Raw genomic sequence first — 22,643 nt, 5'->3', positions numbered from 1 at the left:
ACCCTGGTACGCAGCGTCCCACGACACAGCGGAGGTCCCTTCCTTTGAGCGACAACACCGGCGAGCGCCCGCCGATGATCTCGCAGGTGCCGTGGGGCGGTGGACGACCGGACGCGACCTCCCCGCAGACCCCGCTGACCGACCGGGGCGAGGGCAGCCCCGTCGGCGACGAGGCCACCCGCCGGGTCACCCGGGTGCCGGCCGGCGGGCCGACGCCCGCCTCGGCGAGCACCCCGGAACGCGTCGACCCCGCCCGCCCCGCCTCCGGTCCGACCGGGTGGGCTCCTGCCGGCGGCGGCCCGGATGGGCCCGTGCCCGCCCCCTCGGACCTGCCCGCCCGGTCGGCCCTGTCCTCACCTTCCGCGCCCTCGGGCAGCCAGTCGCGGCCCGTGCCGCTCGGCTCCCCGCCGCCGCACCGCGTCCCCGGCCCGCTGGCCGGGCCGCAGTCGCAGAGCAGCGCCCCGTCGGCCCCCTCGCAGCGGCCGCCGCTGCACGGGGACGCACCCCAGCCCCCGGCCGGTCCGGGCGCGCAGCCGGCACCGGCCGGAGCGCCGTCGCAGGGCCCGCGCGAGGGCGCCGGTCTGGGCGGGGTCTCGGTGCCGCAGCCGTCGCGCTCGGGCGAGGGTCCGGGCTACCCGCCCCGCTACGGCGTCAACGACCTGATCCAGCAGCTCAACCCCGAGACCCAGGTCCGGTCGCGCAAGGGCTGGCGGGCACGCTTCGGGCTCAAGCCGTCCCAGCGCGAGCTCGCCGAGCTGCGCGACGACGAGTCGGTGCGGATGCCCTTCGCCCGGCCCGTCACCGTGATGGTGGCCAACCCCAAGGGCGGGGTCGGCAAGACCCCGACCACGCTGCTGCTGGCCGCCGCGATGGGCGTGGCCCGCGGCGGCGGGGTGATCGCCTGGGACAACAACGAGCTGCGGGGCACCATGCCGGACCGCTCGCTCTCGCCGCACCGGCGCACGGTGCGCGACATGCTGGCCGAGTCGGACTTCCTGAGCCAGCCGTCGGCCCAGTTCACCGACCTCTCGTACTACCTGAACCACCAGACCACCGGGAAGTTCCACACCCTCGGCTCGGCCCAGACCTCCGGTCACGTCATCAGCCGGGACGACTTCGAGAAGATCCACAACATCCTCGCCCGGTTCTTCCAGGTCATCATCGTCGACACCGGCAACAACGAGGCCTCGCCCAACTGGCAGGCGGCGGCCGAGGAGGCCGACTGCCTGGTGGTGCCGACCAAGTGGCGCAAGGACTCCCTGATCCCGGCGGCCCGGATGCTGGAGACGCTGCAGGAGCTGAACTCCGACCTGCTCAACCGCACGGTCGTCGTGGCCACCAACGGGCCCGCCGACAGCCAGGCCTCGGTGCGGCTCAGCGGGGCCGGCTTCTTCGGCAGCTACCCCATCGTGGAGATCCCCACCGACCCGCACATCGCCGAGGGCGGCGTGATCGACTACGTCCGCCTGCAGGAGGGCACCCGCCGCGCGGCGCTGGCCCTGGCCGCCGAGGTGGCCCGTTCCATCGAGCCGGTGGCCGGGCTGAACCAGGGACGCAACGCGTCGGGACCGCGCCGCAGCCTCTGACCCACCTCCCCCGGAGCGCTCTCCCAACCGGGGGCGGGCGGGCCCGGCGGAGGGGAAGCCCGGGTGGTGCCGCGGTGTTGTACCGGTGATGCCACCACTCCTCGACCGTCCTGCGCGCCCGGTCAGCGCGAGCGCACCCCGGCTGTGGGTGCCCAAGCACGTCGTCGTCACCCGGTCGGCCACCGACCACCCGCACACCGCCGAGATCCTGCGCCGTGTCGAGGCCGCCGGCGTCATTGACGTCCAGCTGCTGCGCGGCGACCGGATCACCTCGCCGCGGGGTGAGAGCGAGCGCGAGGCCTACGCCCGGGCCAAGGCGACCCTCGCCGTCGTGGTGGCCCCGCCGTCCCAGCTGGTCCCCCAGCCGATCCCGCCCTCGGCGGACTGGCGCCTCGACCTGGCCCGCGGGTGCCCGGCGCACTGCCAGTACTGCTACCTCGCCGGCTCGCTCGGCGGTCCCCCGATCACCCGCGTCTACGCCAACCTCGACGAGGTGCTGGCGCCCGTCGCACGGCTGTCGGGCACCGGGTCGGTGACCACCGGCGACGCCGCCCGCGGCGGGGAGGGCACCACCTTCGAGCTCTCCTGCTACACCGACCCGCTGGGCATCGAGCACCTCACCGGCTCCCTGGCGGCGGCGATCGAGCAGGTGGGCACGGGACGCCACGGCGACGGCGCCTCGCTGCGCCTCACCACCAAGTTCGACGCGGTCGAGCCGCTGCTCACGCTGCCGCACGGCCGCCGCACCCGCATCCGGCTCTCGCTCAACGCCGCCGAGGTGGAGCGCTTCGAGGGCGGCACGGCCAGCATGCCGCGACGCGTCGACGCGCTGCGCCGGCTCGCGCTGGCCGGCTACCCGGTGGGTCTGACCATCGCCCCCGTGATGCCGGTACCGGACTGGCAGCAGTCCTACGGGGCGTTGCTCGACGAGGTCGCGGCCGCCCTGGCCGGCGTCGCCGACCTCGACCTGACCGCCGAGGTCATCACCCACCGCTTCACCCCGGCGAGCAAGGAGGTGCTCACCGGCTGGTACCCGCGCACCCGGCTCGAGATGGACGAGGACGCCCGCACTCCCAAGCGGTCGAAGTTCGGCGGGGTGAAGTACGTCTACCCGCGCGAGACGATGGCCGAGCTGCGCAGCTGGTTCGACCAGCAGCTCCCCGAGCGGCTGCCCGCCGCCCGGTTGCTGTACTGGACCTGACAGCGACCTTCCGCGCGGGCTGCCTCCGCAGCCCCGGCGCCGCTGCAAGCACCCGCCTTCACAGCCCGTACGTGCCCGTCACAGCCGCTGCAGCGGCTGTGAAGGCGCCGGAACGGCTGTGAAGCGGGTCAGGGGGACGCGGTCGGCAAGCCGCGGGTTCCGAGGCGTCGGGGGTGACACGTGGGGGGTTGCTCGGCGCTGCCGCGGGATCCGCGGAAACCCCTTGTGAGTGAGTGCTCACTCACTTAGGCTGCCCGGGTGACCCCACGCGCTGCCCCGATGTCGCCGGACGAGCGGCGTGCCGCCATCGTCGCGGCCGCCACCCCGCTGCTGCTGGCCAAGGGGCCCGAGCTCACCACCCGCGACATCGCCGCCGCGGCCGGGGTGGCGGAGGGGACGATCTTCAAGGTCTTCGAGTCCAAGGACGCGGTCGTCGCCGCCATCATCGAGAACCTCGTCGACCCGGCCGACACCTGCCGCGAGCTCGCCTCGCTGGAGCCGGCGGGGCTGGAGGACGCCTGCCGGTCGGTGCTCGTCGTCCTGCAGCGGCGCATCCGCGAGATCACGGCCGTCTTCACCGTGCTGCGGGTGCCGCCGCCGGTCCCCGACGAGGACGCCCACGCCCGGCACCGCGAGCTGCACGAGGAGCGCAACGAGCGGCTGCTGGACGCCCTCACCGCCGTCATCGCCCCCTGGCAGCACCGGCTGCGGCTGCCCGCACGCACGGTGGCCTCGCTGCTGCGCTCGATGGCCTTCGCCACCTCGCACCCGATGCTCTCCGACGGCGCGCTGACCGAGCCGGAGGACCTCACCGCCGTGCTGCTGCACGGCCTGCTGCAGCCCGCCGTCCCCGACGCGCCCGCATCCCGTCCCGACACCCCGGCCGAGGAGGCCCGATGCTGATCCGCCTGCTGCGCGACCACCTGCGCCCCTACCGAGGACTGCTCGCCTGCGTCGTGGTGCTGCAGCTGGTGGGCACGCTGGCCTCGCTGTACCTGCCCAGCCTCAACGCCTCGATCATCGACGACGGGGTCGCCCGCGGCGACACCGACTTCATCTGGCGCACCGGCGCGGTGATGCTGGCGGTCTCGCTGGTGCAGATCGTCTGCTCGATCGGGGCCGTGGCCTGCGGGGCCTACGTGGCGATGAAGTTCGGCCGCGACCTCCGCTCGGCGCAGTTCCGCCAGGTGCTCTCCTTCTCCGCCCGCGAGCTCAACTCCTTCGGGGCGCCGTCGCTGATCACCCGCTGCACCAACGACGTCCAGCAGGTGCAGATGCTGGTGCTGCTCACCTGCACGATGCTCGTCGCCGCCCCCATCACCATGGTCGGCGGCGTGGTGATGGCGCTGCGCGAGGACCTCACGCTGTCCTGGCTGGTCGCGGTCGCCGTCCCCGTGCTGGTCCTCTGCGTGGGGCTCATCATCCGCCAGATGGGGCCGCAGTTCCGGGTGATGCAGACCCGGATCGACACCATCAACCGGGTGCTGCGCGAGCAGATCACCGGCATCCGCGTGGTCCGGGCCTTCGTCCGCGAGCCCTACGAGGAGGAGCGCTTCGACCGCGCCAACACCGCGCTCACCGACACCGCCACCCGGGTGGGCCGGCTGATGGCGGCGATGTTCCCGGTGGTGATGCTGGTGCTCAACGTCTCCAGCGTCGGCGTGCTGTGGTTCGGCGCCCACCGGATCGAGGCCGGGCAGATGCAGGTCGGCTCGCTGACGGCCTTCCTGACCTACCTGATCCAGATCCTGATGTCGGTGATGATGGCCACCTTCATGCTGGTGCTCGCGCCCCGCGCGGCGGTCTGCGCCGAGCGCATCACCGAGGTGCTGACCACCGAGTCCTCGGTGGTGCCGCCCACCCGGCCGCGGACCGACCTGCAGACCGCCGGCGAGGTCCGGATGAGCGGGGTCACCTTCAGCTACCCAGGCGCCAGCGAGCCCGTGCTGCGCGACATCGACCTGGAGGTCCGTCCCGGTCGCACCACCGCCGTCGTCGGCTCCACCGGTGCGGGCAAGACCACCCTGGTCTCGCTCATCCCCCGGCTCTTCGACGCCACCGCCGGCACCGTCTCGGTGGACGGGGTGCCGGTCACCGAGCTGGACCCGGAGCTGCTCTGGTCCCGGATCGGGCTGGTGCCGCAGAAGCCGTTCCTGTTCTCGGGCACGGTCGCCTCCAACCTGCGCTACGGCAACCCCCAGGCCAGCGACGAGGAGCTCTGGCACGCCCTCGAGGTGGCCCAGGCCCGCGACTTCGTCGAGCAGATGCCCGGCGGGCTGGAGGCGCCGATCAGCCAGGGCGGGGTCAACGTCTCCGGCGGCCAGCGCCAGCGGCTCTCGATCGCCCGGGCACTGGTGAAGAAGCCGGAGATCTACGTCTTCGACGACTCCTTCTCCGCCCTCGACGTCGGCACCGACGCCCGGCTGCGGGCGGCCCTGGCCGCCGAGACCCGCGACGCCGCGGTGGTGATCGTGGCCCAGCGGGTGTCCACCATCGCCGGCGCGGACGAGATCGTCGTCCTCGAGGACGGCGCGGTCGTCGGCCGCGGCACCCACGAGCAGCTCCTGGAGACCAGTCCCACCTACCTCGAGATCGTCCAGTCCCAGCTCTCCGCCGAGGAGGCCGCCGCATGAGCACCCCCGAACGCCGTCTGCCCGGCGACCAGCCGGCACCCTCCGGCCCGACCGCGGGCACCGCCGCCGCGGCCGGCACCGGCGCCACCACGGTGGCCGAACCGGTCGCCGAGCCCGGCGCGAACCAGACCGCCGAGCCGGGCGGGGAGCAGACCGCCCGCGCCCCGCAGCGTCCCGCCCACGGCGGCGACGGCGGCCCCTTCGGCGGGCCCCGCCCGCAGGAGCAGGCGATGACCTTCGGCCCCTCGCTGAAGCGGCTGGTGGGGCTGCTGCGGCCGGAGCAGGTGCTGGTGGTGAGCACCGTCCTGCTGGCCCTGGTCGGCGTCGCCCTCAACGTGGTCGGCCCGAAGATCCTCGGCCTGGCCACCGACGTGATCTTCACCGGCGTGGTCGGTCGCCAGCTGCCGCCCGGCGCCACCAAGGAGCAGGTGGTCGAGCAGCTGCGGGCGTCCGGCCAGGACACCTTCGCCGACCTGGTCAGCGGCCTGGACGTGGTGCCGGGCCAGGGCATCCAGTTCGGCGAGCTGGGCACGGTGCTGCTGTGGGCGCTCGCCTTCTACCTGGTCTCCTCGCTGCTGCTGCTGCTGCAGGGCTACCTGCTCAACGGGGCGGTGCAGCGCACCGTCTACCGGCTGCGGCGCGACGTGGAGGAGAAGATCAACCGGCTGCCGCTGCGCTACTTCGACAACCAGCCCCGCGGCGAGCTGCTGAGCCGGGTCACCAACGACATCGACAACGTCTCGCAGAGCCTGCAGCAGACGCTGAGCCAGCTGCTGACCGCGCTGCTCACCGTCATCGGCGTCACCGTGATGATGTTCGTGGTCTCCCCGCTGCTGGCGGTCATCGCGCTGATCACCATCCCCGTCTCGATGGCGGTGACCATGGTCATCGGCAAGCGGTCCCAGACGCGGTTCGTGCAGAACTGGAAGAGCACCGGCGAGCTGAACGCCCACATCGAGGAGGCGTTCACCGGTCACGCGCTGGTCAAGGTCTACGGCCGGCACGCCGAGGTCGAGCAGGTCTTCGACGACCGCAACGACGAGCTGTTCCGGGCCGGCTTCGGGGCGCAGTGGATCTCCGGGCTGATCATGCCGGTGATGATGTTCATCGGGAACCTCAACTACGTCGTCATCGCCGTGGTGGGCGGGCTCCGGGTCGCCTCGGGGAGCATGAACCTGGGCGACGTGCAGGCGTTCATCCAGTACTCGCGCATGTTCACCCAGCCCCTCACCCAGGTGGCCTCGATGGCGAACCTGCTGCAGTCGGGGGTCGCCTCGGCCGAGCGGGTCTTCGAGGTGCTGGACGCCGAGGAGCAGTCCGCGGAGGCCGGCGGGCAGCTCGCCCCCACCCGTGGCCGGGTCGAGTTCGAGCAGGTGCGCTTCTCCTACTCCCCCGGCACCGAGCTGATCACCGGGCTGGACCTGGTGGCCGAGCCCGGCCAGACGGTCGCCATCGTGGGGCCGACCGGAGCCGGCAAGACCACCCTGGTCAACCTGATCATGCGCTTCTACGAGCTCGACGGCGGCCGGATCACCCTCGACGGCGTCGACGTGTCCACCGTCCCCCGCAGCGCGCTCCGCGCCGGCGTGGGGATGGTGCTGCAGGACACCTGGCTGTTCCACGGCACGATCCGGGAGAACATCGCCTACGGGCGTCCCGACGCCACCGAGGCCGAGATCCTGGCCGCGGCCGAGGCCACCTACGTCGACCGGTTCGTGCACTCCCTGCCCGACGGCTACGACACGGTGATCGACGAGGAGGGCAGCAACGTCAGCGTCGGGGAGAAGCAGCTCATCACCATCGCCCGCGCCTTCCTGGCCGACCCGGCGCTGCTGATCCTGGACGAGGCCACCAGCTCGGTCGACACCCGCACCGAGGTGCTGGTGCAGCAGGCGATGAACGCGCTGCGCAGCGACCGGACGTCCTTCGTCATCGCCCACCGCCTCTCCACCATCCGCGACGCCGACCTGATCCTGGTGATGGAGTCCGGTGCGATCGTGGAGCAGGGCACGCACGAGGAGCTGCTGGCGGCCCGCGGCGCCTACTGGGACCTGTACAACGCCCAGTTCGCCGCGCCGATCGAGACCGAGGACGCCGAGAGCGCCCCCTCGCTGCCGTGACCGGGCGGGTCCCGCCCCGCCCGGCCGGCGGGCGTGGTGCACTGGGGGCATGACGACCGCAGCCGAGACCCTGCGCACCGCCTACGACAACATCGCCGCGGCGGTGGAGTCGGCGGTCGACGGGCTGACCCCCGAGCAGCTGGCCACCCGCCCCGGCCCGCAGGCGAACTCCATCGCCTGGCTGGTCTGGCACCTGACCCGGGTGCAGGACGACCACGTCAGCGAGGTGGCCGGCCGCGAGCAGACCTGGACCACCGGCTGGGCCGACCGGTTCGCCCTCCCCTTCGCCCCGGAGGAGACGGGCTACGGCATGTCCACCGACGACGTCGCGGCGGTCGCCGGCATCGGCGCGGAGCTGCTGCTCGGCTACCACCGCGCCGTCCACCAGGCCACCGACTCCTTCCTGACCGGGCTGGCCGACGACGACCTGGACCGGGTCGTCGACGAGTCCTACGACCCGCCGGTGACCCTCGGCGTCCGGCTGGTCAGCGTGGTCACCGACGACCTGATGCACGCCGGGCAGGCGGCCTACGTGCGCGGGCTGCTCACGGCCGGGTAGGTATCCCGGCGGGGACGCCCGCGGTGGGCACCTCCTCAGGAGGGGAGAAGACGATGGCCGGCTTCAGCAAGGGTGACCGGGTCAGCTGGAACACCTCGCAGGGCAAGACGCACGGCACGGTGGTGGAGGAGAAGAAGAAGGAGTTCACCTTCGAGGGCCAGAAGTTCAACGCCAGCGAGGACGAGCCCTACTACGTGGTCGAGTCGGAGAAGACCGGCAGCAGGGCGGCGCACAAGGGCAGCGCGCTGGACAAGCTGAAGGGCTGAGCCGGGGAGGCCCGGTGTACGACCACGGGCGGATCCGCGGCTGGGGAGGTCGACGTAGGCTCACGTCATGAGGCTCTCCCGCCGCTGGATCCCCGCCCTGGTCGCCCCGGTCGTGGTGGCCGCCGGCGCCGTCACCGTCCCGATGGTGGCCGACGCCGACCCCGGTCTGCCCGCGCGCACGCCCCAGCAGGTGCTGGAGCTCGTGGCGACCTCCACCGAGGACAGCTTCTCGGGCACGGTCGAGCAGACCTCCGACCTCGGGCTGCCGGACCTCTCCGGCCTCGGTGGCGGCGAGGACGGCGCCGGAGCCGCGGTGGAGCTGCTGACCTCGTCCCACACCGCGCGGGTCCACGTCGACGGCCCCGAGCGCAGCCGGGTGCAGCTGCTGGAGCAGATGTCGCAGCGCGACCTCGTGCGCAACGGCGAGGACGTCTGGGTCTACGACTCCTCCGAGCAGACGGCCGTCCACACCACGCTGCCCGAGCACGAGGGGCACGAGCCCGCCCAGCCCGAGGGCACGCCCGCCGAGCTGGCCGAGCAGCTGCTGGCCGGGGTCGACGAGACCACCGAGGTCACCGTCAGCGGCACCGACACCGTGGCCGGACGCCCGGTCTACCAGCTGCGGCTGGACCCGCGCACCGACGCCACCCTGGTCGACTTCGCCACCCTCGCCGTGGACGCGGGGACGGGGCTGCCGCTCGAGGTGCGGGTGCACGCGGTCGGGCAGCAGGCGCCGGCCTTCGTCGTCGGCTTCACCGAGCTCGACCTCGACACCCCCGACGCCTCGCTGTTCGAGTTCACCCCGCCGCCCGGCGCCGAGGTGGGCGAGCAGGAGCTCCCCGACCACGACGGCCGGGACCCGGGCGAGCTGCCCGAGGGCCCGCGGCCCGAGGTCAGCGGCGAGGGCTGGGCCACCGTGGTCGAGCTGCCGGTCGGCGGGGACGTCGCGGCGGCCGACAAGTCCGGGATGCTGGAGCAGCTGACCCGCCCGGTCGAGGGCGGCCGCGCCCTGCAGACCTCGCTGGTCTCGGTGCTGCTCACCGACGACGGCCGCGTGCTGGCCGGCGCCGTCCCGGTCGAGCAGCTCGCCGCCGCAGCCCGGTGAACCCGGGCGGGGTCCCGGTGGAGGAGAAGGTGACGCGGTGACCCCGCAGGTCGGGGCGCCGCTGGCCGTCGAGACCCGGGGCCTCAGCAAGGTCTTCGGCTCCCAGCGGGCGGTCGACGACGTCAGCCTGCAGGTCCCCCGCGGCTCGGTCTTCGGCTTCCTCGGGCCCAACGGCTCGGGCAAGACCACCACCATCCGGATCCTGCTGGGGCTCGCCGCGGCCACCGAGGGCGAGGTCCGGCTGCTCGGTGAGCCGATGCCCGGGCGCGGGGCTGTGGTGCTCCCCCACGTCGGCGCCCTGGTCGAGGGGCCGGGCTTCTACCCGTTCCTGTCCGGGCGCGACAACCTGCGCCGGCTCGACGCCGCCGACCCCACCACCACGCCGCGGACCCGCCGCACCCGCGTCGAGGAAGCCCTGGAGCGGGTGGGGCTGTCGCACGCCGCGGCCAAGAAGGTGCACGCCTACTCGCTGGGCATGAAGCAGCGCCTCGGGCTCGCCAACGCGCTGCTCAGGCCGCGCCAGCTGCTGGTGCTCGACGAGCCCACCAACGGCCTCGACCCGCAGGGCACCCGCGAGGTGCGCCACCTCGTCCGCTCCCTCAGCGAGGACGGCACCACCGTCTTCGTCTCCAGCCACCTGCTCGGCGAGATCGAGCAGATGTGCGACTCCACCGCGGTGATGAGCGCCGGCCGGCTGGTCTGGCAGGGCGGCATGGAGGCGCTGCGGGCCGAGGGCCGCGCCCGGGTCCGCGTCCGCACCCCCGACGTGGCGGAGGCCCGCGCCTGCCTGGCCGGGCTGGGCCTGGAGCCGGACCTGGAGGGCCCGGCGCTGCTCGCCGCGCCGCTGGTCGACGGCGTGGCTACCGAGCAGGCGGTCGCCGCGCTGGTGGCGGCAGGCGTCCGGGTCCGCGGCGTGGAGGTGTCGGGCGAGACGCTGGAGGACCGCTACGTGGCGCTGACCGGTGAGGGGTTCGACGTTGCCGGCTGAGCAGGTGGAGCAGGCGCCTCCCGCGGGCGCGCCGGACCGGCTCGTCGCCGGGCCGCCGACGAGGCCCCGGTCCGCGGGCTGGTCGCTGCTGGGCTCGGAGCTGCGGGTGCTGTTCGGCCGCCGCCGCACCTGGGCGATGCTGGCCGCCCTGGCGCTGGTGCCGGTGCTGGTCGCCGTCGCGGTGCGGATCGAGGACCCGGGCCGCGACGGCCCTCCGTTCCTGGGCAGCATCACCAGCAACGGGCTGTTCGTCTCGCTGACCGCCATGACGGTCTCGATCCCGCTGTTCCTGCCGCTCACCGTCGGGGTGGTGGCCGGGGACACCATCGCCGGAGAGGCCAGCCTCGGCACGCTGCGCTACCTGCTCGTCGCCCCGGCCGGGCGGCTGCGGCTGCTGGCGGTGAAGATGGCCGGCGCCGCCGCCTTCTGCCTGGCCGCGGCCACCACCATCGCCCTCACCGGGGCGCTGGTCGGGGCCGCGCTCTTCCCGGTCGGGCCGGTGACGCTGCTCTCCGGCGACACCGTCGGCCTGGGCGGCTACGCGGTGCGGCTCGGCCTGCTGGTGCTCTACGTGGCGCTGTCCTTGCTGGGGCTCAGCGCCGTCGGGCTGTTCATCTCCACCCTGACCACCGTGCCGGTGGGCGCGATGGCCGCCACCGTGGTGCTGGCCGGCGCCGCCCAGGTGCTGGGCCAGCTGCCGCAGCTGGAGGTGATCCACCCGTGGCTGTTCAGCGCCCACTGGCTCGGCTTCGCCGACCTGCTCCGCAGCCCCCTCGACCTCGGCTCCCTCGGTGAGAACGCGCTGCTGCAGCTGGCCTACCTGGCCGTCTTCGGCTCGCTGGCCTACGGCCGCTTCACCACCAAGGACGTGCTGAGCTGATCGCTGCCCGTTCCAGGACCTGCTCATGGCGTGAGGCTGGTGCTCGTGGGCCGTCGGCCCCACGCCATGGACAGGTCCTGGTGGCGCTCACTCCCAGCGGCGCGCGGCGGCGGCGAACTCGGCCGGGTCGCTGTGGAGCGGGATCACGCAGACCAGCTGACCGCCGGGCACCCGCAGCACCTGGCAGCCGGCCCACTCCGCCACCTGCACCGCCCCCAGGCCGAGCAGCCGGGTGGTCTCGGCGGCCACGTCGTCGGTCTCGATGTCGAGGTGGTAGCGCGGGGCGTCGTCCACCGCCTGGACGGCCGTCACCAGCCCCGGGACGGCGCCGGGCAGCGAGGTGTACTGCGGCTCGTCGGGCTCGGGCTCGGCCGGCACGCCGAGCGCCGCCGACCAGAACCCGACGGCCGCCGGCACCTCCTCCAGCGGCACGTCGATCAGCAGGGTGGACAGGCGGCTGCGGTGCACGACGCTCCTCGGGGTGACGGGCCCGGCCGGACCGGTCCGGGTCGGCACCAGGCTGCGGTGCCGGCCGGGGCCCGTCAACACCCGGGAGCGTGCGGCCGCGTCACAGCCGGGAGCACTGCCCCGTCTTGTCCCCCTCGACGCTGTTGCGGCTGCCCGTCGGGCGGGGGCTGTTGGAGGAGCAGCGCAGGTCGCCGTCGATCTTGTTGCGGCTGACGACCTTGGTGCCGGAGAGGCGGTTGCTCCACAGCTTCACCGTGCCGTCGATGTCGTTGCGCTGCAGGTCGATCCGCCCGCCGTGGTTGAACTCCACGTTGCCGCTGATGTCGGTGTCGTGGATGTAGACCGAGGCGTGCTTCCAGGTCTCGAGGTTGCCGTCGATGTCGGCGCCGTGCGCGGCCAGCCGGGCTCCCCGCTCGACCTTGATGTTGCCGTCGACGTCGGTGCCCTTGAGGGTGCACTTGGCCCCGGCGGGCACCCGGATGTCGCTGTCGACGTCGCCGGAGCCGAGGGTCCCCCGGCAGACCCGCTCGTCCGCGTGCGCCTGCGGGGCGGCCAGCGCCAGCCCGCCCAGGGCGAACGCGCCCACCGCCACCGCACTGATGATCCGCTTCATCTCGTCCTCCTCCAGCTCGTGGCGCGGGTCCTTCCCGGCCTCGGTCCCGAGGCTAGGGAGCGGGCCGGGGTGCCCGGGCAATGCGGAGGTTAAGGCGGGCTCAAGGCTGCGACGCCCCCGGCACGAGCCCGTGGCGGAGGCCTGGGCGACGGGTCAGCCGGGCCGGCAGACCTGCTCCGACAGCCGCCGGGGCGCCTGCAGGCAGTAGGAGTCGGTGAGCAGCTCGGCCAGCTCGTCCCAGTCGGTGCGCTCGTCCAGCAGCAGGCCGACCACGTTGTCGCCCCAGCCGACGCGGAAGTAGGGCTCGCCCAGCCGTTCGAAGCCCATCACCTCGGCCGGCTCGGCGCGGAAGGTGATGCGGAAGCGCTGGTCCTCACCGCCGAAGGCGTGCGCGACCGTCGCCTGCCGGACGCGCCACCGCACACCGACCCAGGCCGACTCCGACCGGCACTCGGGGAAGCCGGACAGGATCGCCTCGAGCCGCTCGAGGACGTCCGGCGGCAGCTCGGGACGGGTGGGCACGGTCCTACTGTGGCACCCGCCTCCGACATCCGCAGCCGCTCGGCGCGGGCCGGGCGTTCAGGGCTGGAGGCCCTCCCGCAGGTCGGTGGGCAGCAGCCGGCCGCTGCGCATCAGCGCGTGGGCGGTGACCACCACGACGGTCTGGGCGGCCAGCAGTCCCACCAGCACCACGAGCTGGGCCGCCCCGGCCTGCACCGGGCTGCCACCGCCGAGCAGCACGCCGACGAAGGCACCGGGCAGGGTGACCAGGCCGACCGTGCGGGTCTGGTCCAGGCCCGGCACCAGCGCCTCCGCCAGCCGGGGGCGGACCACCTCGCTGATGGCCTCGGCCCGCGGCAGCCCGAGGGAGAGCGCGGCCTCGTAGGCGGGCCGCTCCTCGCGCAGCGCGGCGAAGCAGCGTCGTCCGGTGAGCGAGCTGGCGGTCATCGCACCGCCGATGATGATGCCGGCGAAGGGAACCAGGGACGTCCCCTCGAAGGGCACCGAGCCGCTGGCGAAGATGACCAGCAGGGTGGGCAGCGCCCCGGCGGCGATGGCCACCGCCACCCAGGGCCAGGCCCGCGCGGCTCCGATCCGGCGGGCGGACGTGGCCACCGCCACCACCAGCATCACCACCGCGAACAGCAGCGACCACAGCACCGAGCCGAGCACCGCGGTGAGCACCAGGGCGACCAGCCCCAGCTGCAGCACGGCGCGGGCTGCGGCCAGCACGACGTCCTTCTCGACCCGCAGCCGGGCCAGCGCGGAGGCGGCCACGGCGACCGCCACCAGGACGGCCAGCGCGAGGACCAGGGACGGCTGCAGGGAGGTCGGCACCGGCCCATGCTGCCAGCACGCCGAGCACGACTCAGTCGGCCTTGCGCAGCAGCTCCAGGGTGGCGCGCTCGATGGCGTGGCGCCGCTCGTCCTCGTCGGCGTACTCGGCGTCCAGGACGGCGTCGGGCAGGGTCCGGCCGTGCTCGTAGAGGGTCAGCAGCCGGGGGTCCACGTAGCTGGCGCGGGCCACCGTCGGGGTGTTGCCGAGGGCCTCCGACACCGCCACCATCGCCTGCTTCACCGCCCGCGCCCGCGACCGCTTGGTCTGGCCGCTCTCCTCGCTGAGGGCCAGCATCTCCGCCGCGATCACCGTGCCGGCCCAGGTCCGCAGGTCCTTGGCGGTCACGTCGAGCCCGGTCTGCTCGCGCAGGTAGGAGTTGACGTCGGCGGAGTCCAGCGCGCACAGCACCGCCGCGGCCCGGTACTCCAGCAGCCGGGGACCGCCGCCGCGACGCCGGCGCATCCGGTTCAGCGCCGCCACCACCCGGGGGTCGTCGACGGTGACGCTGTGCTCGACGCCGGACTTGCCGATGAAGGTGATCACCAGGGCGTCGCCGCGGGCGCGCACGTGGCGACGCTCGAGGGTGGTCAGCCCGAAGCTGCCGTTCTTGTCGGCGTAGACGTCGTTGCCGACCCGGAAGGCGCCGGAGTCGAGCAGCTTCACCGCCACCGCCGCGGTGTGCTCGCGGGAGGAGTCGGCGGCCTCGATATGGGCCAGCACCGCGCGGCGGAGCTCGGGCAGGGCGACGGCGATCTCCACCACGCGCTCGTACTTGGCCACGTTGCGCCGGTGCACCCACTCCGGGTGGTACAGGTACTGCGTCCGCCCGGCGGCGTCCACGCCGGTGGCCTGCAGGTGCCCGTTCTCGTAGGGGCTGATCCACACGTCGGTCCACGCCGGCGGGATGGCCAGCTGCTCCACCCGCTCGCGCTGCTCGCGGCTGAGCGGGCGGCCCTCGCTGTCGAGGAAGCGCCAGCCCTTCCCCCACCGGACCCGGGTCCACCCCGGCATCCGGTTCGAGACCCGCCTCAGCCGCATCCTGCCCCCTCCGGTCCTCGTCCGCCGTCCTCGGACCCCTCGGTACCCCGCGCCCCTAGGATGACCCACCGTGACGAGCGCCGCCGTGCCCCCACCGCCCCGCCCGGCCGGTCCCGCGCCCTCCGGCGCGCTGGCCTGGTGGCTGGGGCTGGTGCTGCTGCTGACCTGCGTCCCGGTGCTGAGCAACGTGCTGGCCACGGTCGCCGCGGTGCTCGTGCACCGCAGCACCGACCGCCGCGCCGGGTTCGCCCGCGAGGTCACCCGGCGCGCGGCGAACCTGCAGCTGACGCTCGCCCTGGCCACCGTGCTGCTGCTGGGCGTGCACGTCCTGCTGCTGTTCCTGCTCACCCGCGGCGAGCCGCAGTCCGGTTTCTTCCCGATCGGCATCGCGATCAGCCTCGTCCCGGTGCTGGGGCTGTACGCGTGCGTGCTGAGCGTGGTGTCGGCGGTGCGGGCCGGTCGGGGACGGCTCACCCCCGCGGTGGGCGCGATCGGCTTCTTCCGCCGCTGACGCCCACCCGCGGCGGCGCCGCTCGGACCCCACCCACGGCGGCGCCGCTCAGACGCTCCCCCCGGCCCGCACGGTGAGCGACGGCTCCGGCGGCATCCGGGTCAGCGGCACGGCGAGCGGTGAGACGACCTGCAGCCCGCTGGCCGCCAGCCGGGGAGCCAGCGTCATCAGCACCGCCAGCGTGAGGTCCTCCCCCGGGCAGCGGTGCCCGGTCTCGGCCGAGCCGCCGCCCTGCGGCACCAGGTCGTAGGGGCTGACCACCCGGCCGGCGAAGCGGCCGGGGTCGAAGACGTCGGGGTCGGGCCACAGCCGCGGGTCGTGGTCGGTGCCCCACAGGTCCAGCACCACGAAGGAGCCGGCGGGGATGAGCACCCCCTGCCAGCTGACGTCCTGGGTGGGACGGGCGGCCAGCAGCGGGGCGAACGGGTAGACCCGGCGGACCTCCTGGGCGAAGCCCAGCGGGTCGACCGACCCCGCCACCAGCCCGCGGCGGACGGCGGGGAAACTCTCCAGGGCCCGCGCCGACATCGCCACCAGCCAGCTGACCGCCACCAGCGGCCGCAGCAGGTTCAGCGTCTCCACGGCGGCCACCCGCAGCGGCAGCAGCTCGCCGTCGGCGTCGCGGAAGGAGGCCACCACGGCCAGCGGGTCGTCGCCCCCGGTGCCCTCGGCGCGGCGTCGCCGCAGCTGGCCCGCCACCCAGCTATGGCTGCGGGCCCGGGCGGTCCGGGCGCGGAGCTGGCGGGCACCGACGGAGCCGAAGCCGTCGACCATGGCCACCAGGTCCCGGGCCCGGCGCCCCACCTGCTCGGGTGCCAGCTCGAGCCCGAGCCAGGCCGTGCCGGCCTCGGTGAGCATCCGGCTGGTCTCGGTGAACAGGTCGAGCTCGCCGGTCCAGCGGGGGGCGCGCTCGTCCCAGAGCCGGGCCAGCCGGCTGCACACCTGGCCGGAGGCGGCCGCTCCGGTGAGGGTGGTGAACAGCGTCTTGCGGTGCTGGTGGGCGGGGCCGTCGAGGGTGTGCACGGCGCCGTGGCCGAACAGCGACCCCACGACCAGCTCCGGCAGCGCGTTCCCCCGTCGCAGCGACGGCTCGGTGTAGAAGAACCGGGCGGCGTCCTCACCGCGGATCACCGTCGCGGTGCGGCCCATCAACCGGATCCGGAGCACGTCGCCGTCGGCGCCGGCCAGCCGCAGCTGGTCCTCGCCCCGCAGCCGGGCGACGAAGGAGTAGCCGTCGCGCAGCAGCGCCGGTGCCCGTTCGTGCCAGCCGGCGGGCCGCCGGGCGGCGGCTCCGGGGTCGGTCGCGGCGGGTGCCGTGGCCTCGGCTGACGTCATGCGGACCTCCTGCTGCTCGACGGGGTGGGGCACCGCCTCCCCTTACCCCGTCCGCCCGGCGAGCAGTCCGCCGCCGTCAGCGCCCGACCACGACACGCTGCTCGGCCGTCTCGCCGTTGACCTCGACGGTGACGGTGGCGGTGCCGGCGCCGACCGCGGTGAGCCGCCCGCTGGCCGGGTCGAGCTCGACCACCGCGGGGCCCCGGCTGCCGGCGAGCCGGACGCCGTCCCCGCTCCAGGTCGCGGTCACCGGCCAGGCCACCGCGACCTCCCGCCCGCCGTCCTGGACCACCGTGGCCGTCACCTCGGCCTGCCCGCCCACCGCCAGCCGGTCCGGGGCCTGCAGCGTGAGCGAGTCGACCCGGGCGTGCGTCTCGGCGACCAGCCACTCGGTGCGGTCGGTGACCGCCTCCGGCGAGGCGGGCACGATCCCGGCGCCCGGGTCGATGCCGAGCATGGTCCAGCCGGTGAAGCCGCCCTCGTCCGCGGCGCCCGAGGGCGACTTGCCGGAGTTGCCGTTGATGATGCGGCTGACCCCTCCCCGGGCGTCGGCGGAGAACGTGCCGACGTGCCCGGTGACCAGGGCCACCGACTTGCCGCCGGCGCGGAAGCGGGTCAGCAGCCGCTGCAGGGCCGCGGCCTCCACCCGGTCGGTGAGCTGGCTGGCGGCGTCGGGGTGCGGGTCGTCCACCGGGTGGTGCTGCACCACCACGACGCCGGTGGTGCCACGGTCGGCGGCCGCGTCGTCCAGCAGCGCCTCGAGCTCGCGCAGCTGCTCGGTGCTGCCACCCGGGTGCAGGGTGCCGGAGGAGGAGTCGAGGGTGATGACGCGGGTGGGGCCCAGGTCGCGGCTGGTCCGGGCGGGGCCGAAGAACTGCTCGAACCGCTCGATGGTGCCGCCCATCACCTCGTGGTTGCCGGGCACGTAGACCCACGGCACCGCGTCACCCACCTCCTCCTCCAGCAGCTGCCGGGCGAGCGCGAGGTCGGCCTCGGAGGCCTCGTCGACCAGGTCGCCGGCCACCACGAGCAGGTCGGGCCGGGCGGCCACGATCTCGCGCAGGGTGCGCCGGCCGGCCCTGACCAGGTCGCCGTCTGCGCCGTCGCGGGCGACGAACTGGGTGTCGCTCATCACCGCGACCCGTTGCGGGCGCTCGTCCACGTCGCCCTGGGCGAGCAGTACCGGGTCGGGGCGGAAGGGCTCCTCGGGCTGCTCGACGTCGGCGGCCACCTGCGCGTCGAGCCCGGCGACGGCCACCCGGCCGGTGTAGGAGTCGGCGGCGTCGATCTCCATGAAGCGGATGGCGGTGACGGTGAGCGGGTAGGCGGTGCCGGCGGGCACGGCGAAGGTGACCTGGCGCCAGCCCGTCCAGTCCACGTGCGGGCCGTCGAGGTTGGTGGAGGTGCCGTCGCCACGGGTGACCTGCAGCCGCGGCCAGGCGCCGTGGCCGTCGCCCTCGATCCACAGCGTGAAGGCCTGCGGCTGGCCGGGCACCGGGAGGGGCGCCGGGGGCAGGGCGTAGGCGCCGCGGGTGGCGGTGCTGGTGGTGAAGTCGTAGTCCAGCGCGACGGCGGGCGCGCCGTCGGGTCCGGGGGCGGGGCTCAGGGTCGCGGTGGCGCGGGCGGTGCCGACCTGCCAGTCCTCGCCGTCGGAGAAGTCGGCGACCGGGCTGGTGCGGAACCCGATCGTCACCGGCACCACGACCTCGGTGTCGAGCACCCGCAGCCGCACCTCGGAGGCGTCGGCGTCGGTGCCGGTCGCGGTGACGGCGAAGCCGGTCGGCCCCGAGGTGGTGACGGCGAGACCCGGGCCGGCGCCCACCTCGACGTCGCGGGTCTCCACCGGCACGGCGAAGCCGTCGGCGTCGTAGGCGGTCAGCGAGAGCTCGGCCGAGGCCTCGCCGGGAGGCGCGTCGGGCAGGGCGAGCACCGGCGAGGACGGCTCGAGCCGCGTCATCTCGCCGTGCACGGTCAGCTCCACGCGGTCGCTGACCCGACCGCCGGGCAGCCGCCCGGCGTAGGACACGGTGCCCCGGCCGGGGGCGCGGCCGCGGACCACGACGCCGTCCCGCGCGCCGTCCGGTGCCGCCTCCTCGTCCAGCGCCGCTCCGCCGTCCGTGCGCAGCACGGCCCCGGGGGCGGCGGTGAAGCGCCCGCGGGCGGCGGTGCCGGCCAGGTCGGCGTCCAGACCCACCCCGACCACGGTGCGGGAGAGCCCGGGCAGCAGGTCGTGGGCGCCGTCGGCGTCCAGCCCCACCGGCGGGTCCAGCAGCGGCCGGGCGAGAACGTCCTCGGCCGGGCCGGTGGCGCTGGAGCGGAACACCAGCGCGTTGCTGTCGAGGCGCTCCTGGCCGTCGGAGGGCCGGTTGACGACCTGCAGCTGCTGCTCGCCGGCCGGCCGGGCCACCAGCGTGGTGGACCCGCCGCCGTCGAGGTTGATCGCGTTCCAGGCGCCGAGGTCGGCCATCAGGGCCGCCAGCTCCTGGATGGTCATGCCGTGGGCGTCGGCCTGCCGGCCGTCCACCGCCACCACCCACAGCCGGGTGCCGTCGCGGGAGACCCCGACGGCGGTCCGGGCGGCGGTGACCTGGTCCTCCCGCGTGGGCACGCCGTCGGTGAGCAGCCGCTGGCTGCCGCCGACGGCGAGGTCGACGTCGCTGCTGGCCCGCAGGTCGACCGCCACCGGCTGACCGGGCCGCAGGCCGTCCAGCCGGGCCCGGGCGTCACCGCGGGCCACCAGCAGCGTCTCCCCCTCGCCGGCGGGAGCGGCGAGCACGGAGTGGTCCTCGCCGACCGAGCGGACCACGCCGTCGGCCACGACCGCCACCCGCACCGGCTCGGCGGCGCCGACCAGCCGGCCGACCGGGTGGCTGCCCCAGACGGGGGTGAACACGGCGAGCTCGTCGGTGCGCCAGGAGGGGGAGTTCACGGCGTCGACGTCCACCGTGCGGCCGTCGAAGGCGACGGTGGCCGCGCTGGCCAGCTCCTGCACGACGGCCCGGCCGTCGACCAGGGTGAAGGCCTGGCGGGGGTCGGAGGCGGCGGTCCGCAGACCGGCGGTGGGTGAGACGTTGGTGCCCACCGGCGCGTCGGAGGCGTTCATGTCGAAGTAGTCGCCGTTGACCGCGGCCACCGCGTCGGCCTCGGCGGCGAACCCGGACACGGTGTCGTTGGAGGCCGACACGGTGCCGCCGTCGGCCACGTCGAGCGACAGCGAGGGGGTGCTGAGGTCGGCGGTCATCACGTGCCCGGTGACCCAGCCTCCCGGCTGCAGCCGGGAGAAGGAGGTGAGGTCGAGTCCGGGGGCGATGCGGTGGCCGGCCTGCCGCAGCAGCGCCGAGTCCGAGCCGTCCAGACCGGGCAGCCCGTCGCGGACCTCGGCGGCGGCCCGGGGGACCAGACCGACGGGCAGCAGCACCAGCGCCAGCAGCAGCGCCAGCACGGCGCGGCCGCGGGTCGGGTGGGCCGGGTCGCCCCGCCTCGGCGTGGGGATGCCGGTGGGCGTGGGGACGTGGGCGGGCAGGGGTGTGGGCGTCGGCACGGTGCGTCCTGAGGGGGGTGGGGGCAGCAGGCGGTCCGAGCCTGTCACCCCTGGCCCCTTGGCGCCAGACCCCACTGCGGAGCACGCGGCCCCGGACGCGGCGACGGCCGGCCCTCCGCGAGGAGGACCGGCCGTCCGGCACGAGCTCAGGGGCGCCGCATCGAACGGCGTTCTGTCACGGGCGCCGCATGGAACGGCGGGGCGTCATGGCCACCGCCGCGTTGACCCGGTTGCGCGCGGCCTCCTTCGACTCCTCCGGCACGTCGCTGGTGGACAGCACCAGCATCGCGTGACCCAGCACGTCGACGGTGTCCCCGGCCGCCAGCGGCGGGCGCTCGGGGTCGACGTCACCGGTGGCGGTGTCGAGCCGGACCGTCCAGCTGGTGCCGTAGTCCACCGGCGGCAGGGTGAAGGTGACCGGCTCGGTGTGGGCGTTGAACATCAGCACGAACCGCTCGTCCAGCACCCGCATGCCGCGGTCGTCGGTCTCGGGGATCGCGTCGCCGTTGAGGAACACCATCAGCGTGCGGGCGAAGCCCTGCTCCCAGTCGGAGTCGCTCATCTCCTCCGCGTCGGGCTGGAACCACTCGATCTCACCCAGCGTGGAGCTGCCGCCGTGGGCGGGGTCGCCGGCCAGGAAGTCGCGGCGGCGGAAGGCGGGGTGCTCGTGGCGCAGCCGGATGGCCCCGGCGGTGAAGGCGAGCAGGTCGCGCTCCTCCTCGTCGAGGTCCCAGTCGATCCACGACAGCTCGTTGTCCTGGGCGTAGACGTTGTTGTTGCCCTGCTGGGTGCGGCTGAGCTCGTCGCCGTGGGCCAGCATCGGCACACCCTGGCTGACCATCAGCGTGGTGATGAAGTTGCGCTGGCGACGCAGCCGCAGCGCCTTGATCTCCGGGTCGTCGGTGGGGCCCTCGACGCCGGAGTTCCAGGAGCGGTTGTGGCTCTCGCCGTCGTTGCCGCCCTCGCCGTTGGCCTCGTTGTGCTTCTCGTTGTAGGAGACGAGGTCGCGCAGGGTGAAGCCGTCGTGGGCGGTGACGAAGTTGATCGAGGCGGTGGGGCGCCGGTTGGAGTGGTTGTACAGGTCCGAGGAGCCGGTCAGCCGGGAGGCGAACTCGCCCAGCGTCGCCGGCTCGCCGCGCCAGAAGTCGCGGACGGTGTCGCGGTACATGCCGTTCCACTCCGTCCACAGCGGCGGGAAGTTGCCGACCTGGTAGCCGCCGTCGCCGAGGTCCCAGGGCTCGGCGATCAGCTTCACCTGCGAGATCACCGGGTCCTGCTGGATGATGTCGAAGAACGCCGACAGCTTGTCGACCTCGTGGAACTGCCGGGCCAGCGTGGCGGCCAGGTCGAAGCGGAACCCGTCGACGTGCATGTCGAGCACCCAGTAGCGCAGCGAGTCCATGATCAGCTGCAGCACGTGCGGGTTGCGCATCAGCAGGCTGTTGCCGGTGCCGGTGGTGTCGTAGTACTTCGACTTGTCGTCGGCCAGCCGGTAGTAGGCGGCGTTGTCGATGCCGCGGAAGGCGATGGTGGGGCCCATGTGGTTGCCCTCGGCGGTGTGGTTGTAGACCACGTCGAGGATGACCTCGATGTCCGCCTCGTGCAGCGCCTTGACCATCGCCTTGAACTCGGTGGCCTGCTGGCCCCGGGTGCCGGTGGAGGCGTAGCCGTTGTGCGGGGCCATGAACCCGATCGTGTTGTAGCCCCAGTAGTTCGACAGGCCCTTCTCGACCAGGTGGGAGTCGTTGACGAACTGGTGCACCGGCATCAGCTCGATGGCGGTCACCCCGAGCCCGACCAGGTGGTCGATGATCGCCGGGTGCGCCAGCGCCGAGTAGGTGCCGCGGATCTCCTCCGGGACGTCGGGGTGGGTCATCGTCAGGCCCTTGACGTGGGCCTCGTAGATCACCGACTCGTGGTACTCGTGGGCCGGCGGGCGGTCGTGGCCCCAGTCGAAGTAGGGGTTCACGACGACCGACAGCATGGTGTGGCCCAGCGAGTCGTCGTCGTTGAAGGCGGAGTGGTCGTCGAAGCGGTAGGAGAACAGCGACTCGTCACCGTCGATCTGGCCGTCGATCGCCTTCGCGTACGGGTCGAGCAGCAGCTTCGCCGGGTTGCACCGCAGCCCGCGGGCCGGGTCGTGGGGACCGTGCACCCGGTAGCCGTAGCGCTGTCCGGGCTGCACGCCCGGCAGGTAGCAGTGCCACACGTAGCCGTCGACCTCGTTGACCTCGATGCGGGTCTCGGTCAGGTCGTCGGCGATCAGGCAGAGCTCCACGCGTTCGGCGACCTCGGAGAACAGCGCGAAGTTGGTGCCCGTCCCGTCGAAGGTGGCTCCCAGCGGGTAGGGCCTCCCGTTCCAGATCTCCATCAGGTCCAACCTTCCTCAGCAGCTGACGCGCCCGACGGGTCGCGACGCGAGCGACCCTACTGCCCCGCGCCTCCGGCGGCCCGGCCGTG

General features: G+C 74.1%; 19 protein-coding genes. 11 read left to right on the top strand and 8 right to left on the bottom strand.

All coding sequences use genetic code 11. The features are described 5' to 3' along the window. Window positions 1–44: 44 nt before the first annotated feature. The 10 genes from GC722_RS03915 to GC722_RS03870 all read left to right on the top strand — a co-directional run bounded on the left by GC722_RS03915 (window position 45) and on the right by GC722_RS03870 (window position 11,338). On the top strand, window positions 45–1,586 hold the full coding sequence (locus tag GC722_RS03915; RefSeq protein WP_156608140.1) for a hypothetical protein: 1,542 nt from the start codon (window positions 45–47) through the stop codon (window positions 1,584–1,586). Window positions 1,587–1,674: 88 nt separating this feature from the next. Further along, the gene (locus GC722_RS03910; RefSeq protein ID WP_156608138.1) at window positions 1,675–2,787 is read left to right on the top strand and encodes a spore photoproduct lyase family protein; all 1,113 of its coding nucleotides are present in this window, start codon (window positions 1,675–1,677) and stop codon (window positions 2,785–2,787) included. Between the two features lie 258 nt (window positions 2,788–3,045). Next, on the top strand, window positions 3,046–3,690 hold the full coding sequence (locus GC722_RS03905) for a TetR/AcrR family transcriptional regulator (RefSeq protein WP_156608136.1): 645 nt from the start codon (window positions 3,046–3,048) through the stop codon (window positions 3,688–3,690). Beyond that, complete coding sequence (locus GC722_RS03900) at window positions 3,684–5,420, top strand: ABC transporter ATP-binding protein (RefSeq protein ID WP_156608134.1); 1,737 nt, start codon at window positions 3,684–3,686, stop codon at window positions 5,418–5,420. Before GC722_RS03905 ends, GC722_RS03900 begins: the two co-directional genes overlap by 7 nt. Further along, window positions 5,417–7,540 (top strand): ABC transporter ATP-binding protein, encoded by a 2,124-nt coding sequence (locus GC722_RS03895; protein WP_156608132.1) that lies wholly within the window; start codon window positions 5,417–5,419, stop codon window positions 7,538–7,540. The genes GC722_RS03900 and GC722_RS03895 overlap by 4 nt, the downstream gene beginning before the upstream one ends. A 49-nt stretch (window positions 7,541–7,589) precedes the next feature. After that, on the top strand, window positions 7,590–8,099 hold the full coding sequence (locus GC722_RS03890; protein WP_156608130.1) for a mycothiol transferase: 510 nt from the start codon (window positions 7,590–7,592) through the stop codon (window positions 8,097–8,099). A gap of 53 nt (window positions 8,100–8,152) precedes the next feature. Further along, entirely contained in the window at window positions 8,153–8,365 is a 213-nt protein-coding gene (locus tag GC722_RS03885) for a hypervirulence associated TUDOR domain-containing protein (protein WP_156608828.1), read from the top strand. Between the two features lie 67 nt (window positions 8,366–8,432). After that, window positions 8,433–9,470, top strand: coding sequence for a LolA family protein (locus tag GC722_RS03880; protein WP_156608128.1), 1,038 nt, complete (start codon window positions 8,433–8,435; stop codon window positions 9,468–9,470). Window positions 9,471–9,507: 37 nt separating this feature from the next. Then, on the top strand, window positions 9,508–10,458 hold the full coding sequence (locus GC722_RS03875) for an ABC transporter ATP-binding protein (protein ID WP_331714359.1): 951 nt from the start codon (window positions 9,508–9,510) through the stop codon (window positions 10,456–10,458). Then, window positions 10,448–11,338 carry an ABC transporter permease gene (locus tag GC722_RS03870; protein WP_156608126.1) on the top strand — a complete coding sequence of 297 codons (891 nt, stop codon included), beginning with the start codon at window positions 10,448–10,450 and terminating at the stop codon, window positions 11,336–11,338. The genes GC722_RS03875 and GC722_RS03870 overlap by 11 nt, the downstream gene beginning before the upstream one ends. An 87-nt stretch (window positions 11,339–11,425) precedes the next feature. On the opposite strand, the gene GC722_RS03865 is transcribed toward GC722_RS03870, so the two are convergent. The 5 genes from GC722_RS03865 to GC722_RS03845 all read right to left on the bottom strand — a co-directional run bounded on the left by GC722_RS03865 (window position 11,426) and on the right by GC722_RS03845 (window position 14,796). Next, on the bottom strand, window positions 11,426–11,806 hold the full coding sequence (locus GC722_RS03865) for a VOC family protein (protein WP_331714358.1): 381 nt from the start codon (window positions 11,804–11,806) through the stop codon (window positions 11,426–11,428). A 100-nt stretch (window positions 11,807–11,906) separates the two neighbouring features. After that, window positions 11,907–12,419, bottom strand: coding sequence for a hypothetical protein (locus GC722_RS03860; protein ID WP_156608124.1), 513 nt, complete (start codon window positions 12,417–12,419; stop codon window positions 11,907–11,909). Between the two features lie 153 nt (window positions 12,420–12,572). Continuing rightward, entirely contained in the window at window positions 12,573–12,941 is a 369-nt protein-coding gene (locus tag GC722_RS03855; RefSeq protein WP_331714357.1) for an MmcQ/YjbR family DNA-binding protein, read from the bottom strand. 57 nt (window positions 12,942–12,998) lie between these two features. Beyond that, the gene (locus tag GC722_RS03850) at window positions 12,999–13,721 is read right to left on the bottom strand and encodes an ABC transporter permease (protein ID WP_156608819.1); all 723 of its coding nucleotides are present in this window, start codon (window positions 13,719–13,721) and stop codon (window positions 12,999–13,001) included. A gap of 67 nt (window positions 13,722–13,788) precedes the next feature. Beyond that, complete coding sequence (locus GC722_RS03845) at window positions 13,789–14,796, bottom strand: DNA topoisomerase IB (protein ID WP_156608122.1); 1,008 nt, start codon at window positions 14,794–14,796, stop codon at window positions 13,789–13,791. 70 nt (window positions 14,797–14,866) lie between these two features. Here GC722_RS03845 and GC722_RS03840 point away from each other — a divergent pair, with 70 nt between their 5' ends. Next, complete coding sequence (locus GC722_RS03840) at window positions 14,867–15,307, top strand: DUF4870 domain-containing protein (protein WP_156608120.1); 441 nt, start codon at window positions 14,867–14,869, stop codon at window positions 15,305–15,307. 48 nt (window positions 15,308–15,355) lie between these two features. Here GC722_RS03840 and GC722_RS03835 read toward each other — a convergent pair whose 3' ends face one another. The 3 genes from GC722_RS03835 to glgX form a co-directional block, all read right to left on the bottom strand. Next, a complete protein-coding gene (locus tag GC722_RS03835; RefSeq protein WP_156608118.1) occupies window positions 15,356–16,642 on the bottom strand; it encodes a cytochrome P450 in 1,287 nt (428 codons plus the stop codon). A 76-nt stretch (window positions 16,643–16,718) separates the two neighbouring features. After that, window positions 16,719–20,183, bottom strand: coding sequence for a phosphodiester glycosidase family protein (locus GC722_RS03830; RefSeq protein WP_156608116.1), 3,465 nt, complete (start codon window positions 20,181–20,183; stop codon window positions 16,719–16,721). 175 nt (window positions 20,184–20,358) lie between these two features. Further along, window positions 20,359–22,554 (bottom strand): glycogen debranching protein GlgX, encoded by a 2,196-nt coding sequence (gene glgX / locus GC722_RS03825; RefSeq protein ID WP_156608114.1) that lies wholly within the window; start codon window positions 22,552–22,554, stop codon window positions 20,359–20,361. Between the last annotated feature and the right edge of the window lie 89 nt (window positions 22,555–22,643).

This window comes from Auraticoccus cholistanensis (genome assembly GCF_009742705.1).
Taxonomy (GTDB): domain Bacteria; phylum Actinomycetota; class Actinomycetes; order Propionibacteriales; family Propionibacteriaceae; genus Auraticoccus; species Auraticoccus cholistanensis.
Note: the sequence above shows the minus strand (reverse complement) of the source record. Positions and strands in the feature narration are given on the sequence as shown.

What these genes read in the sequence shown, in the direction of transcription:
- GC722_RS03910 (WP_156608138.1), top strand. Translation starts at nt 1,675, where the DNA reads ATGCCACCACTCCTCGACCGTCCTGCGCGCCCGGTCAGCGCGAGCGCA.
- GC722_RS03900 (WP_156608134.1), top strand. Translation starts at nt 3,684, where the DNA reads ATGCTGATCCGCCTGCTGCGCGACCACCTGCGCCCCTACCGAGGACTG.
- GC722_RS03895 (WP_156608132.1), top strand. Translation starts at nt 5,417, where the DNA reads ATGAGCACCCCCGAACGCCGTCTGCCCGGCGACCAGCCGGCACCCTCC.
- GC722_RS03890 (WP_156608130.1), top strand. Translation starts at nt 7,590, where the DNA reads ATGACGACCGCAGCCGAGACCCTGCGCACCGCCTACGACAACATCGCC.
- GC722_RS03885 (WP_156608828.1), top strand. Translation starts at nt 8,153, where the DNA reads ATGGCCGGCTTCAGCAAGGGTGACCGGGTCAGCTGGAACACCTCGCAG.
- GC722_RS03880 (WP_156608128.1), top strand. Translation starts at nt 8,433, where the DNA reads ATGAGGCTCTCCCGCCGCTGGATCCCCGCCCTGGTCGCCCCGGTCGTG.
- GC722_RS03860 (WP_156608124.1), bottom strand. Translation starts at nt 12,419, where the DNA reads ATGAAGCGGATCATCAGTGCGGTGGCGGTGGGCGCGTTCGCCCTGGGC.
- GC722_RS03845 (WP_156608122.1), bottom strand. Translation starts at nt 14,796, where the DNA reads ATGCGGCTGAGGCGGGTCTCGAACCGGATGCCGGGGTGGACCCGGGTC.
- GC722_RS03835 (WP_156608118.1), bottom strand. Translation starts at nt 16,642, where the DNA reads ATGACGTCAGCCGAGGCCACGGCACCCGCCGCGACCGACCCCGGAGCC.
- glgX (WP_156608114.1), bottom strand. Translation starts at nt 22,554, where the DNA reads ATGGAGATCTGGAACGGGAGGCCCTACCCGCTGGGAGCCACCTTCGAC.